Source organism: Hyalangium minutum, assembly GCF_000737315.1.
Taxonomy (GTDB): Bacteria; Myxococcota; Myxococcia; order Myxococcales; family Myxococcaceae; genus Hyalangium; species Hyalangium minutum.
Genome location: NZ_JMCB01000010.1, coordinates 235,995 through 249,837, shown reverse-complemented (window position 1 = coordinate 249,837; position 13,843 = coordinate 235,995). Strand labels below are relative to the sequence as shown.

General features: G+C 63.0%; 11 protein-coding genes. 5 read left to right on the top strand and 6 right to left on the bottom strand.

Features of this window, described 5'->3' with window-relative positions:
- Window positions 1-125: 125 nt before the first annotated feature.
- The 4 genes from DB31_RS26205 to DB31_RS26190 all read right to left on the bottom strand — a co-directional run bounded on the left by DB31_RS26205 (window position 126) and on the right by DB31_RS26190 (window position 3,420).
- A complete protein-coding gene (locus tag DB31_RS26205) occupies window positions 126-1,157 on the bottom strand; it encodes a chemotaxis protein CheB (protein WP_044192455.1) in 1,032 nt (343 codons plus the stop codon).
- 297 nt (window positions 1,158-1,454) lie between these two features.
- Window positions 1,455-2,159: a hypothetical protein gene (locus tag DB31_RS26200; protein WP_052420246.1), complete on the bottom strand. Its 705-nt coding sequence runs from the start codon at window positions 2,157-2,159 to the stop codon at window positions 1,455-1,457.
- Between the two features lie 54 nt (window positions 2,160-2,213).
- Entirely contained in the window at window positions 2,214-2,702 is a 489-nt protein-coding gene (locus DB31_RS26195; protein ID WP_044192453.1) for a helix-turn-helix domain-containing protein, read from the bottom strand.
- Window position 2,703: 1 nt separating this feature from the next.
- Window positions 2,704-3,420, bottom strand: coding sequence for a sigma-70 RNA polymerase sigma factor region 4 domain-containing protein (locus DB31_RS26190; protein WP_044192451.1), 717 nt, complete (start codon window positions 3,418-3,420; stop codon window positions 2,704-2,706).
- 439 nt (window positions 3,421-3,859) lie between these two features.
- Between DB31_RS26190 and DB31_RS26185 the strand changes: the two genes are divergently transcribed.
- Entirely contained in the window at window positions 3,860-4,825 is a 966-nt protein-coding gene (locus DB31_RS26185; protein ID WP_052420245.1) for a Kelch repeat-containing protein, read from the top strand.
- A gap of 421 nt (window positions 4,826-5,246) precedes the next feature.
- Here the strand turns inward: DB31_RS26185 and DB31_RS46930 are convergent, their stop codons facing one another.
- Window positions 5,247-5,828, bottom strand: coding sequence for a HEAT repeat domain-containing protein (locus DB31_RS46930; RefSeq protein ID WP_075306203.1), 582 nt, complete (start codon window positions 5,826-5,828; stop codon window positions 5,247-5,249).
- Window positions 5,829-5,830: 2 nt separating this feature from the next.
- Window positions 5,831-7,042: a peptidoglycan-binding domain-containing protein gene (locus DB31_RS46925; RefSeq protein WP_075306201.1), complete on the bottom strand. Its 1,212-nt coding sequence runs from the start codon at window positions 7,040-7,042 to the stop codon at window positions 5,831-5,833.
- A 1,071-nt stretch (window positions 7,043-8,113) separates the two neighbouring features.
- On the opposite strand from DB31_RS46925, the gene ltrA reads away from it, so the two are divergent.
- The 4 genes from ltrA (at window position 8,114) to DB31_RS26150 (ending at window position 13,791) form a co-directional block, all read left to right on the top strand.
- Window positions 8,114-9,586: a group II intron reverse transcriptase/maturase gene (ltrA, locus tag DB31_RS26165; protein WP_205628568.1), complete on the top strand. Its 1,473-nt coding sequence runs from the start codon at window positions 8,114-8,116 to the stop codon at window positions 9,584-9,586.
- Window positions 9,587-10,183: 597 nt separating this feature from the next.
- Window positions 10,184-10,960, top strand: a complete 777-nt coding sequence (locus DB31_RS26160; RefSeq protein ID WP_083968686.1) for an alpha/beta fold hydrolase — start codon at window positions 10,184-10,186, stop codon at window positions 10,958-10,960.
- Between the two features lie 118 nt (window positions 10,961-11,078).
- Window positions 11,079-11,507: a hypothetical protein gene (locus tag DB31_RS46920; RefSeq protein ID WP_075306210.1), complete on the top strand. Its 429-nt coding sequence runs from the start codon at window positions 11,079-11,081 to the stop codon at window positions 11,505-11,507.
- Between the two features lie 61 nt (window positions 11,508-11,568).
- Window positions 11,569-13,791 carry a TonB-dependent receptor domain-containing protein gene (locus tag DB31_RS26150; protein WP_157232178.1) on the top strand — a complete coding sequence of 741 codons (2,223 nt, stop codon included), beginning with the start codon at window positions 11,569-11,571 and terminating at the stop codon, window positions 13,789-13,791.
- The last annotated feature ends 52 nt before the right edge of the window (window positions 13,792-13,843 follow it).

Here is a 13,843-nt window from a genome sequence, read left to right as displayed (position 1 = left end):
GCCCGGATGGGGACGTTCGCCCAGATCGGAGAGCAGCAGGTCCCCATCCTGGTGCTGCAAGGGGAGGGGAGGCCCGAGTCCATCCAACCCACGTTGAGACTCAAGACAGCCAAGCGGCTCCTAATTTAGTGTTCGGACACATCATCGTCGGTCGCCTTGTCGCCCGAGTTCAGGATGGCCCTGATGCGTTTGATGTGGACCTCGGATTCTTTTGCCCGTTCGGAGGCCGAGCGATAGCCGGGGCCGTCGAGGGAAGTGTGCATCGAGAGCAGGAGGTTTCGCCGCTCCTCGAACATCCGCAGGGCAACCCAGAGTGTCTCTTCGACCTTCGCCGTTTGTTCGGCCAAAAGGACGGGTGCGGTGTAGGCGTGGCCGGTATGGCAGCGGTATCGGAGGGACTTGTCTTTTTCGACTTTCCACAAGACGCCGCCGCAACCTGGGCAGTTGAATGGCACCTGTTTCCCGAGCGCATCGACCGAACGCACGTCGCTCAACACTCGCTCCGCGATCTTCGCCTCAATGGCGATGTCTCTGGGCACGGGCTTGCGCCCGCCGAACTTCCTCTGGACGAGCTTGGACAAAAGAGCGCCCATCTCCGCCAGCGGCAGGCAATAGTCGACCTTCACGCGATTGAGGGCGTTCTGCGGCATGTCGGGGTAGGCTGCGTCTTGAGGGTCCTGCACGACGCAAGTCCCCCCGCACCTCCTGATCGCTGTCAGGCCGGCGGTTCCATCATCCAGATAGCCGGTCAGCAACACACCGATCACTCTGTTTCCATAGGCCACAGCGGCTGATCGGAACAGTGGGTCAATGGCCGGACGCGAGCGGTTCTCCCGGGCGCCCTTCGTGACCAGTATCTTTCCCTTGCCGATCATCAGGTGGTGATCGGACGGGGCCAGATAGATGTGACCGCCTACGAACTTTTCTCCATCCTGTGCATGGGTGCACACGAGCTTGCCGTGCTTGTTGATTGCGTGGACAAGCGCATCTCCGGTGGTGTCCGCTGACATGTGCTGGACAACGAACATGGGTGCAGGGAAGCTCTCAGGGAGTTGCGCGACCAACCTCGTCAGAGCGTCCATCCCTCCCGAGGAAACCCCGACGACGACGGTCGCCGAGCCTCCAGTCCTCGGCTCCTTGAACTTGGCACGCGCCATATCATCCTCCTGTGTGCAAGGAGCCTGCGGCCTGACTCTGGGTTGGGCAAGCACTCCCTCCCGTGCCTGCCTGCTTCAGTTCAACCCCCTCTAAGTGTTCGCTGTCCCCGTGGTGACGGGGTGCCCACCTGTCGTGAGCCCCCAGTTGGGCAGACCCTTCCCCCTCGGGACGGGGCACGGGGCACGGCGAACACTTACCAGCAGCAAGGGATGTAGTGGGCTTGCCCCGATTTCATGAAGTCCCTCCCACAACTGGCAGCGTCAGGCGGGCCGCCTGCCTGCTCTGCCTGCGCCACATCAGTTCCCGTGCTCCTCCTCGGGGACCGACTCGCATGTGATCACGTGGTCCCAAGAACCCGCCTGCCAGGCTCGAGCGACACCAAGGGGGCCCAGGACCCACCGATCAATCGCTGTCGTCCCACACCCACCAATGCCACCACCGTCGTCCAGACCGTCGTCAAAGAGGCGGTCCGGCACATCGAAGGTGCACGTCAGCTCACTGCCGTTCGCGTAGTGGTAGAGGAAGTGGCCTTCCGTGTGGTCCGGGGTCACCCGCTCCAGCGTCACAGAGCCCTCCACTGGAACCCCGGGCGGGGCGAGATAGCCCGTCTGCCCCTGTCCGACGTTCCCTTCCCACTCGCGCACCAACGACGTCTCCTCGGGCACCAGCTGGCTCTCCCTGGGAATGAGCTTCACGGTCCGCGAGCTGACCGCCTCGAACTGGGGCTCGCCCATCAGCAGGATGTTCGCCCCGAATCCCAAGAGGCCCTTGAAGCCCTGGGTCGTGTATTGCAGGGAGAGCTGCGCGTTCGTGCTTCCGTCCAACTGGGTGAAGGGGAGCTTGACCGAGCTCAAGGTGATGGGCCAGGTCACGTTCTGGCCCTGGTAGATACCCTTGCATTCGCCCACGGGCTTGGGCGGCGGCGGCGGCCAATCACAGGCGGCGGTGAGCAGAGCGCAGGCCAGCCACGGAAGCGGGGTGCGCGGCGAGGAGCGAGGCATGTTTTCCATCCTGACAGAGTAAGATGCGGACTCGGCTCAAATAGAACCCCGAGGCTATGAGCTCAGCACCCAGGCGACGCTCATCTGTGCGAATTGTGGAACCCTGCGGGCAATCCATTCGCTCACCGCCAGTTTCGGTTGAGCCACCTTAGAGGCCCGGCGCGGCTGAAAAAACATCCTCTCAACCACAGGGACCGGCAAGCCGATCATCTCCGAAATGGTGGAGAAGGCCTCTTGGGAGAAAGGCTTCAATGACTCCTGGCCTTCCTCAAGGTCCAACAACGTCCTTTCGGAAAGCCCCAGCAGGGTTGCTACTTCGGTAACGGTCAAGCCCTGCTCAAGCCGGACGGCCCGGAGCCAGTCTCCCAGACGGAATCCTTCATGAGGAACTGCGGTGTTCTTCCACAGCACAGCGATGGCCTCTCGCTGAGCCTCTCGCCGCCCCTGGCTCAACTCCTCTGGGGTGAACCGCAACTCCGGAGGCAGTTCCTGATCTTCTTCCGCCTCTCCACCGAACTCCATCTTCGTGTTCGTAGGCGCCATCTCAGCCTCGACCCATCTGTCGCATGTTCTCGAGCAACCGCGTGTGCTTGTAGAAATCGAGTTGTTGCATGCGCGGATATTCCGCCAGAAGAACGGTGATCCGTTTTCTGATCCTCTTTCGCGCCGTGAAGTAGATGCCGCGGATGCGGTCGTGGGACGCCCCGTGCTTGGTGGCCAGCTCTTCGTAGACGGCGGTCCTCTCCTTCTGGTTCACCGTGGAGCGTTCCTGGACGGTCCAGAAGACGTCCAAGTCGCGGGCACTGAGCCCACAACTCTGCGCCGCCGATAGCGCCAGCCGGAGGAACCAGGGATACTGGTTGAGTTCCTCCATGGGGGCGGGCGCCGGAACCCCCTCGAGACGCTGGGCTTCGCCCTCATCCCGGGCCACCTGGAGAACCAGGCGGCGCCTCTCCCGCAACACCGTCTCGATGATGCTGTAGAGGTAGGCTGGCAGAGCCTGAGGATGGCGGAAGCTGCGCTCGGCCAGGACTTTGACGAGGCGCACGACGGCTTCTTTGCCCAATTCCTTGGCTTCTTCCGCAAGAGGGCTGCCCCCGTGCTTGAAGATGGCGAGGGCCGCACTGCGAACAGCGCGCTCGTAGAGATGCACCAGGAACGCGCGCGTCCGAATACTTCCGTGTTCGGATTGCAGGTCGCGTAAAAGTTCGGGATGTAGCTCTAAACCCCACACGCTGAGACTGGGCTTCTTGGCCATCATCCGGCTCCTCGTGCTGCTCCCACGCGGTTCTCCTCCCCAGCCTCGCGGCTGGAACTCCGTCCTGCTTGGTGGATAAGGAGTCGGCGCGTTTTCCGGGCACTTTACCCCAGGATTTTCAGCGGTCTTGAGCCGCGAACGCGCCCTCTCTTTGCTCCGTGCAACCCCAAGGGAGGTCCCGCGTATGTCTTTTCATACCCCTGATGAACATGTGCCCGCCGCAGCCAGCAGCCTCGGGTTCAGGCTCCGGCGCGTAAAAGAGCCCTCGCTGCCGTCTTTCATGCTGCTGATGGTGGGATTGCTGGCATTCCTCTCCGGCTGTCTCGGCCTCGAGCATGCGCCGAGTGACGACTGCCAGTCGAGCCTCGAAGGCTGTGGCGCGCCACCCGCAGGTGAGGATTCAGGCACTCCCCAGACATGGTCCTCCACCAGCAGCCCCGCCATGGGAGGCCATTTCCTTGACGATTACACGACCACGCTGCTGCCCTCGGGCAAGGTGCTGATAACGGGCGGCGATTATCTCAGGGCGTATGCCGGGTGTGAGGTGTACGATCCGAAGACGGGCACCTGGTCGCCCACCGGCAGCCTCGTCACGGCCCGCTATTCCCACACGGCCACGCTGCTGCCCTCGGGCAAGGTGCTGGTGTTGGGCGGCTATAACCCCGACGGCGTCGATGGGTGGGACAGTCCCACCCTCGCCACGGCGGAGGTGTACGACCCGGGGACGGGCACTTGGTCACGCACCGGCAGCCTCGCCACGGGCCGCTCTGGCCACACGGCCACGCTGCTACCCTCGGGCAAGGTGCTGGTATTGGGCGGCGCGACGGACGAGGAGTACTTCAACAAGGCGGAGGTGTACGACCCGGAAACGGGAACCTCCTCGCTCACCCCCAACACGAGCCTCGAAGGCTACACGGCCGTACTGCTGCGCTCGGGTAAGGTGCTGGTGACGGACGGCAAAGATGCGGAGGTGTATGACCCGGGGACGGGTACCTGGTCACGGACTGGCAGTCTCGCCATGTCTCGCTATGCTTACACAGCCACGCTATTGCCCTCGGGCAAGGTGCTGGTGGCGGCCGGAGGGACCCTCACGGCGGAGGTGTACGATCCGGAGACGGGCACCTGGTCGCGCACCGGCAGCCTCGCCATCGGCCGCGATGGCCACACGGCCGTGCTGCTGCCCTCGGGCAAGGTGCTGGTGGTGGGCGGCGGCCGTTCCAGCGTTTCCGGCTCCTTGGAAAGCGCCCAATCGGCGGAGGTGTACGACCCGGAAACGGGAACCTGGTCGCCCACCGGACGCCTCGTCCATCCCCACTGGGCTCCCCACACGACCACGCTGCTGTCCTCGGGCAGGGTGCTGGTGTTCGGTGGCAATGCTTTGTACTGGGCGGAACTGTACACGCCGTGACGAGCTGTGGACGGGGCTACCCGAGCAGTGTGCCAAGCGGGTGTAGGGGTCCGAGCACCCCCATGGGGCACACTGCTTCCTAGGCGTGCGAGGGCTGCACCGGGGCTCAACTACAGGGCAGGAATCGCATGTGCCCCAGTGTGACCCTCCGGCGGGGAATTGAACGGGACGAGACGGGACGAGACGGGACGAGACGGGACGGGGCGGGGGAACGATCCGGTGTGAGATCAAGTCGTTGGCCGGTAACAACGCGACCTGCTTGGGGTTTTGCTTCCGCCTTGATGCGGGTTCGATTCCCGCCGCCTCCATCCTGAGATGCCTAGCAATAGAGGGAATAATCGAGCATGACCTACCAAGGGCCAGCCAGGGACAGTAACAGCAAGCGTGTGGCTGATGGCCGCCCTGAGTGTCTTGGTCCTGCTCACTCCTGCTCAACACTCTTGAAGCGTCGGAGCAATGTATTGATCCTGGCCTGTGCTTCAGGCTCAAGACAACGCCTATGCAACTCCTCCAGCAAAGCCCGGGCTTCTGGCTCGGCTCTCTCTCCAAGGGCCTCAATGATATGCATTTCTTCTTCTTTTGTTAGGTTACTCGCGGCGAACGCATGGAGAAGGGGGAGTGCCTCATAAGTCTTCAATCTTCCCAATACATCAACAGCCCAACGCCGCTGGGAGGGAAGCTGAAGCGCGGGTTCAATGCCTTTAATGATCCGGGGTGCATGCAGCGAGTTGCTGTAAGACTCGGCCAATCCAAGGAACTCGGTCCTGAAAGACTCTTCATCCCTGGCTGGTGGAACGTACTCGTGAAGTTCCGGTGGATGGAGCACGATATCAATGAAGGCATTTACCGCGTCGCCTTGGATTCGATTAAACTGTTCCTGGCTGCGCCGCTCAAGCCAGTCTATGAAGAGTGTGCCGTCCTCTGGCGCTCCTTCGAGAGTGAAGGGAGTCAATGGCGCGGCCAGATTCGCCAAGATGTCGATGAGTTCTTTGCGTGAGAGCATTGCTACTCCTCCAACACAAGTTCGTACACGTACGTTGTGGCTTTACTACCAACGAAATAGCCAACGCCTCCGGCGACCAGTACACCTACACCATGGACGCCCCAAGCGATGGGTCCTGCAGTATCAGCAGGCACCCAAAAGGCAGAAAAGAGGGCTGCGGCAGCCGAGGCTCCAGCCCACCCACCAGCAACTTTTACGGTCTCCTTAAGTTTGTTCTCGGCGCGATAGATACGGTAACCATCTGCGACCGCACCAACAACAATGAGCACCCGTCCGCCATACTTGAACACACCCTTGACCTTGGCCACATTTTTTGCTCTTCGAACAAGGGTCTCGGCGGCTTCCCGAAGGGTAGGATCGACGCCATATCCTTTGCTTTGCAGCGCCTCGACAACAGCACCTACACCGCCCTTGATCGTAATCTTCGAACCATCCGCGACAGCGACCGTTTTCCCTGGTCTGTTCTTAGAGAGAGACCAATCGCCTCGATCGACGCCATCGTATTCAATAATCCCTATCTTTGATGGGTGCCTCTGAACCTCTTGGCCTACCTCATTCCAGACGAGTTGCTCGGGCCTAGTTCGGTGCAACCTGCGGACTATCTCTTTTTGGCGAGACGAGAGTTCTTGATTCTTAGGGATGTTCTTGCGCTGCCGGTAGTCCGCCTCTGCGTCGAAAGCTTGGGCCTTGTCCTTTATGCGTTGGACCAGTTCCGCCTCCTTGAAAACGAGCGCGTTATCAGGGATTTTAAGGGCCACATCAAGCTTGATAGGTTTTCCAGCAAGCTTTCCGACATACGGATCTCCTTCGATGGTGAACCAAGAGCATTGGCCAACCCCTCCTTTATCAGGAATGAAGCTAATCTGCCCCTTCGTCTTAGCCATGTTGTCGAGGATGGCCAGAGCAACTTGGGGAGAAACATTTGCATGCCCAGAGCCTGTGGATCCCAAGCGCTGGAGAGGGCCCAGCACAAACGGTCGGAAGGAAAAATCATCATCATCTTCTTCTGACAGACTGCTACTCTCATGGCGTGACATGAGTAGATCAAGCTCTGCGAGCGTCTGACTGCCGACGACACCATCGCTCATGAGATCCTGGTTCTGCTGAAACTGTTCGACGGCTTGTCTGGTTTCATCGTCAAACACCCCGTCAGGCTTTTTCTTCAAGAGTGCGCCATAACCTATTTGTTGCAACGCCTGCTGAAGGAGTTTCACGAACTCTCCAGTAGCCCCCAGCCCGATAGCACTCTCATTCCCGCCATTGAGAGTCTTGTGAAGTTGCTGATCTTTCCGGAAGATCTCTGATTGGAAATCATGAGCGCTGGGTTGCTCATTGGCGGGTGATTCCTCATGAGGCCTCGAAGCTGTAGTGACACACCCGAGCCAGTTGACAAGCAATAGGCATGCGAGAACAAGACGGCACATTCGGATTGCCTCTCCGTTAGGTAATAAGCACATTGGGCCGCTCGGTGAGACTCGAATCTATTGATGCCGCGAGATAGAGAGCCCTTGAAGTCCAGCGTACCACACTCAACGCCCACAATTGTCGTACGTGATCAGAATGTGTTGAGATGGCTTGAGCGATCGAAGCAGCTAGTGAGCGCATGGCCGAAGGAAGCGTGTGACCACGTCTGGGGAGACTTATGGCCTCTGTCTGGGGCCCGGTCGACCGCCCAACTCGTGGGCCCACTGCCCGGAAATATCAGGGGTTTTTAGGCGCAAAAGTCCCGACATTTCCGAACAGCCACGCAGGCGGGCACCTCTGAGGACTCTGCCGCAGGCGGCTGACGGAGCGACAAACTCCCTCACCCCTGTCCCCTGATGCACGACTCCCCTGCAAGCGGCCATGCTCCTGAAGTGCGCTATCTCACTTGCTTGGCTGCTCTTGGTCAATACCTTCTCAGGCGGTCTGGTGGCACGCGGGCCTCGCGGCATTGAACCGAGTTGGGCCGCATGTGCCCCGTATGTGCGTGCGCCGTGAAGGTGCACTTGACCAGCGGGAGGAAGTCCCGCCCGAGGAGGAAGTCGACCCCCTCGGTAGCTATCTGGCGGGGACGAGAGGCGACTCTGGGACTCGAAGCCCAGAGACAGAAGGCCTCGAAAGGAGGTCGAGCGAGTTCGCAGGCCGCAACGTGAGTGAAGCCCGAGCAGGCCCCGAAAGGGCAATCGTGGGAGCCGACCTGGCGCACATACAGGGAAGGCCAAGCACCCGGCGAGAAGGTCGACAGCATCGCCGCCGGGTGGACCACCGGGGTAGTGGGGCGCGGCATGTGAGCACACGGTGAAGTGCGCAACACGGGAGACCTGGTCCGAGCGGGAAAGCGACCCGAACACGCCCTTGGAGCGTGGCGGAGGCCAGGAGTCGGAGGGGCTCGTACTACCGATGAAGCGGGTAACGACCGTGGAGGGAAGGAGCCCTGGTTCAGGGTGCTTCGCAAGGAGCGGACGCAGCGGGAGATTGGCGTGAGCCTAACAACCCCTACAAAGCTCGAAGAGCTCCGAGCGAAGCTGTACGCGAAGGCCAAGGCGGAGCCGACGTTCCGGTTCTACGCGCTGTACGACAAGATCCATCGGCGGGACGTCCTGACGGAGGCGCTCAAGCAGTCGAAACAGAAGCGGGGCGCCGCAGGAGTGGACGGACAGACCTTCGAGCAGATCGAGGCGTACGGCGAGGAGCGTTGGCTTGAGGAGTTGCAGCGCGAGCTGCAAGGGAAGACGTATCGGCCCCAGCCCGTGAGGAGGGTGCTGATACCCAAGCCAGGGGGAGGCGAGCGGCCTCTGGGTATCCCCACGATCAGAGATCGTGTGGTCCAGACGGCGGCGAAGCTCATTCTGGAGCCAATCTTCGAGGCCGACTTGAGCGAGGCTGCCTACGGGTACCGACCCGGACGCAGTGCGGTGGATGCGGTCAAGGAGGTTCATCAGGAGCTGAAGCAGGGGCGAACCCAAGTGGTCGATGCGGATCTCTCGAAGTACTTCGACACGATTCCCCACGCGGAGCTGATGAAGAGCGTCGCGAGGAGAGTTGCGGACAAGGCGGTGCTGCATCTTTTGAAGATGTGGCTGAAGGTGCCTGTGGAAGAGAGGGACGAGCAGGGACGCCCGAAGTACAGCGGAGGCAAGCGCTCGAAGCAGGGGACACCGCAGGGCGGTGTCATCTCACCGCTGCTGGCGAACATCTACATCAACCGGTTGCTGAAGGTGTTCGCCCAGAGCGAGCTGATGAAGAGGAGCGGAGCGAAGATCGTCAACTACGCCGATGACTTCGTGGTGGTAGCCCGCAAGGGAGCCACAGAGGTGTTGGCGCAAGTGAAGAGGTGGCTCGCTGGGATGAAGCTGACGCTCAACGAGACGAAGACGAGCATTCGCGATGCGCGGAAGGAGCATTTCCGCTTTCTGGGGTACGAGCTGGGGCCACTGGTCTACAAGAAGACCGGCCAGAAGTACCTGGGAGCCCGACCTTCGAAGAAGGCAATGGAGCACGCCCGAGGTGAAGTGAGCCGAATCCTCCGGCGCGGCAGGACGGAGCGCTGGGAGGAGATAGCGGGCGAGCTCAACCTGTTCCTGCGAGGGTGGGCGACGTACTTTGCCTACGACTCGTCGATGCACGCGTTCAACGTGCTGGACTGGCACGTCACAGAACGGGTGAGGAACTTCCTGAGCAGGAGGCACGAGATGGCGCGAGCTACGTCACGCTTCAAGTACAACGAGGTGCACCGGAACCTTGGAGTACTGGAGGTACGTGCGCTCCTGCGCTGAGACGCGTCGCGTGAAACCTGTCCGAGAGCCGGATGCAGGAAATCTGCACGTCCGGTTCGATGAGCGGCGTGGAGGAAACGGACCGTGGGTGAGACTCGGCGAGAGGGCGAGCGAAAGTGGACCCTCGCAGCAGGCGCTGACGAACCCGAGCGGCACCGCGCCTCCCGTCGACTCTACCCCTCCAGCGGGGATGAAAACGGGACGAGACGGGACGGAGCGGGGGAACTATCTGGTGTGAGATCAAGGCGTTAGCCGGTAACAGCGCGACCTGCTTAGGGTTTTGCTTCCGCCTTGCTGCGGGTTCGATTCCCGCCGCCTCCACTCCTCATCTCCCGCTGCGGAGCTTGGCCACCTCTGGCCGTGCGCGCGTCCTCAGCGCGCCGGCTTCGGGACGTGCTGATCAAAGAACAGGGCACGGCTGCGAGCGAGAGAGGAGATGGAGCGCCTGGCGTGCGCCGCAGCAGCCATGCCCAGTCTACCCGCGGCGTCCTCGCCCTCTTTGGCACCTTGGCAGCGGCTGCTGGCCACTTCACCTTCACGCTCATGCATGAGGGGGAACCGTGCCGGAGCCCATGGCTCACGAGAGGAGACTGGCGGATGAAGACGCTACACACATGGACAGTGACCCTCTTCGGTATCCTTTCAACGGTCTTCTTGACGACGGAGGCGTCAGCGCAGCCGCCCCCCTCGGTCAAGGCGACCCACGTCGTACTGGTGCACGGCGCCTGGGCGGACGGCTCGAGTTGGAGCGAAGTCATTCAACGGTTGCAAGCTGCCGGGTTGCAGGTGACTTCGGTGCAGAATCCACTGACATCGCTCGCCGATTCCGTCGCCGCGACGCGACGGGCCTTGGCGGTGCAGAAGGGCCCCACCGTGCTGGTCGCCCACTCTTGGGGGGGGACCGTCATCAGTGAGGTAGGGACCGACCCAAAGGTGACGGCGCTCGTGTACGTGGCCGCTCGCGCACCCGATGCGGGCGAGGACTTCGTCGCCCTCTCCCAAAAGTACCCCACCACGCCCGTGCGGGCCGGCGTCCAGGAGCGCGAGGGCTTCACCACCATCTCCGAGGACCCCTTTCTCAAGTACTTCGCGAACGGTGTCTCGCGCGAGAAGGCGAAGATCCTGTATGCCGTGCAACAGCCGGCTGCGGCCTCGCTGTTCGCGGAGAAGACCACCGCGGCCGCCTGGCACTCCAAGCCGAGTTGGTATGCGGTGTCGAAGCAGGATCAGACCATCGCGCCGGACCTCCAGCGCTTTCTGGCACACCGCATGAACGCCTCAACCGTGGAGTTGGAGGCAGGCCACCTGTCCCTGGTCTCACACCCACAGGACATCGCCAAGCTGATACTGGCGGCTGCCGGTCACCGCAAGTAGCGGCGTGTTGGCGTAAAGAGCGCCTTGCATGTCCGCCGGAAGACGGCTAGCCAGCGCTCCGGTCATTCCCGCGCCTGTCGAACGCCCCGTGCTGAGCCACCCTCAAGATCGCCGTGACTTGGCATGCCTCGGCCTGATGGTCGTGGTGTACGGCCTCGTGCTGGGGCCGGTGCTGCACGCGGTGGCCGACCACGCGGGAGAGCTGGACCTTCCGGAGGCGGCGCAGGAGTGGGTGGATCCCCCTGGCGCGATGGGGGCTCAGAGCCCTCCCACGGAGGACGAGTCCAGCGAAGCAGAGGGGCTCGGACACGGCCACGCGGTGGACGGCCACGGCCATGAGCACGGGCACTCGCACCGCCATGGAAAGGGCAAGCCGCACCGCCACGCCTGGGGGGCCGTGGAGCACCTGCAGGCGGTGGCGTTGTCGCAACCCCTCCTGTTGTTGCCAGCAGTTCGTTGGGAGCGGCTCCACGCCGTAGCGGCCCCTCGCCGCGAGTGGGTGCCAGTCGCTCCGCTTCGTCCCACCGCGATGCCTCAAGGCCCCTAGGAGCAGCCCCGCTGTTGTCACGGGCTGTCTTCTGTCTCTTCTTCCATCCTTGAGGTCTCTCATGTCACGCCTTTGCGTGGCCCGCCGGGCCATGCTCGCTGCGCTTTTGTGCGCGGCCTCGCCGTCCTTTGCTCAGTCCCCAGAAGCGTCTCTCCCTCCGGAGGCAGTTCCTGCCTCGCCTCCGCCCACTCCAGAAACACCTCCGCCACCCCCACCGGCCGAGCCTCCTGCGCCGGCTGTTTCCGAGGAAGTCTCCGCGCCCACCCCCCCGGAGACTCCCAGCCGGCTGGAGACAACCATTACGTCTCGGAGGTCCTTCACCGCGGCGTCATCGACGACGGTGCGGGATCGCGACTTCCTGCTGCGCCCCCACCCACGTCCCGTGGACATCCTGCAAGTCGTCCCCGGCCTCTACGCGAACCAGCACGCGGGAGGGGGCAAGGCGAACCAGTACTTCCTGCGCGGATTCGACGCGGACCACGGCACGGATGTGGCGCTCTTCGTCGACGGCGTGCCCGTGAACATGGTGAGCCACGCGCATGGCCAGGGGTACGCGGATCTCAACTGGCTCATCCCCGAGCTCATCGAGCGGGTGGAGGTGGCCAAGGGCCCGTACTTCGCCCGGTTCGGAGACTTTGCCACGGCGGGGGCGATCAACCTCGTGACGCGGCGGCACTTCGAGAAGAGCCAGGTGACGCTGAGCGGTGGCTCGTTCGACACGTGGCGAGGGCTCTTCATCGCCGCCCCAGAGGTCGAGGGCTGGGATCCGATCATCGCGGCGCAGGTGTACGGGACGAACGGCCCGTTCGACTCTCCCGAGAAGCTTCAGCGCTTCAGTCTGTTCACCCAGGTCACCCGGGACGTGTCGGATCGCGCGTCGCTGTCGCTCCGGCTCATGTCCTACGGCAGCGGATGGAACGCGAGCGGGCAGGTTCCCTTGCGCGAGGTGCGTGCGGGCCGGCTCAGCCGCTTCGGGACGATCGATCCCACGGAGGGAGGAAACTCCCAGCGGCACAGCCTCTCCGCGACCTATAGCGCGCGCACCGGCGAGGAGGGGGAGGTGCGCGTGGAGGCGTACCTCGTGCAGTACCGGCTCAACCTCTTCTCGAACTTCACGTTCTTCAGCCGGGATCCGATCAATGGAGACATGATCGAGCAGCACGACGCTCGGACGATGGCGGGGCTCCAGGCCAGCTATCGCTTCCGGCACCAGTGGAGGGGGCTGTCCTTCGAGACGACATTCGGTACGCAGCTGCGCACCGACTCGATTGAGAACAGCCTCTTCAACGATCGCGCGCGCGAGCGCCTGGCGCCCGTGGTGGACGCGAGCGTGCGCGAGGGGAGCCTCGGGCTGTACGCCCAGGAGGACATCATCCTCACGCCCTGGCTGCGCACGGTGCTGGGCGTGCGAGGGGATCTCTTCGGCTTCGACGTGGATGACAAGCTGGAGGATCTCACCACACAGGACACGAAGACCTCTGGGGTGCGGCAGGCCTCGCGCATCTCGCCCAAGGCGAGCCTCGTCTTCGGAGCCATTCCGGAGACGGAGCTGTACCTCAACGCGGGTGCGGGCTTTCACTCGAATGACGCGAGAGGGGTGGTGCGCCAGCCGGATCCGGTGACGCCGCTGACCCAGGCGCGCGGCTACGAGCTGGGCGCGAGGACGCGGCTGTTCGACGTGCTGGACCTGGCCGGCTCGGTCTTCCTGTTGGATCTGGACAGCGAGCTGGTGTGGGTTGGGGACGAGGGTTCCACGGAGGCGCGAGGCCCCACGCGGCGGCGAGGCTTGGAGGCGGAGGCACGGCTGCGCATCCTGCCGTGGCTCTTCGCGGACGCGGATCTCACGGTGTCTCGGGCCACCTTCGTGGGGAACGCGGGGAACGCCGATGCAGTGGCGCTGGCACCGACGCTGATCCTGGCTGGCGGAGTGTCAGCGCGGCATCCGAGTGGCGCATATGGCCGCATCGGGGCGATCCACCTGGGAGATCGGCCTGCCACGGAGGATCGCTTCCTCACGGCGGAGGGCTTTACCCGGGTGGACGTGACCGCGGGTTACCGAGGCTCCTGGTTCGAGGTGACGCTGGGGCTCCAGAACCTGCTGAACACGGAGTGGCGCGAGGCTCAGTTCGCCAACGTCTCCCGGCTGCCGGACGAGACGGGACCGGAGAGCTGTCCAGCGGGAACGCGCCCGGCTGGGGAGGACACCTTCGAGGGGTGTGAGGATCTGCACTTCACACCCGGCGCGCCGTTCAACGCCCAGGCCACCGTCAGCTTCTTCTTCTGACGCCCTGTTGTTTGGCCATGGAGACGCCGAGTCTGTGTCACACTCCGGAGTC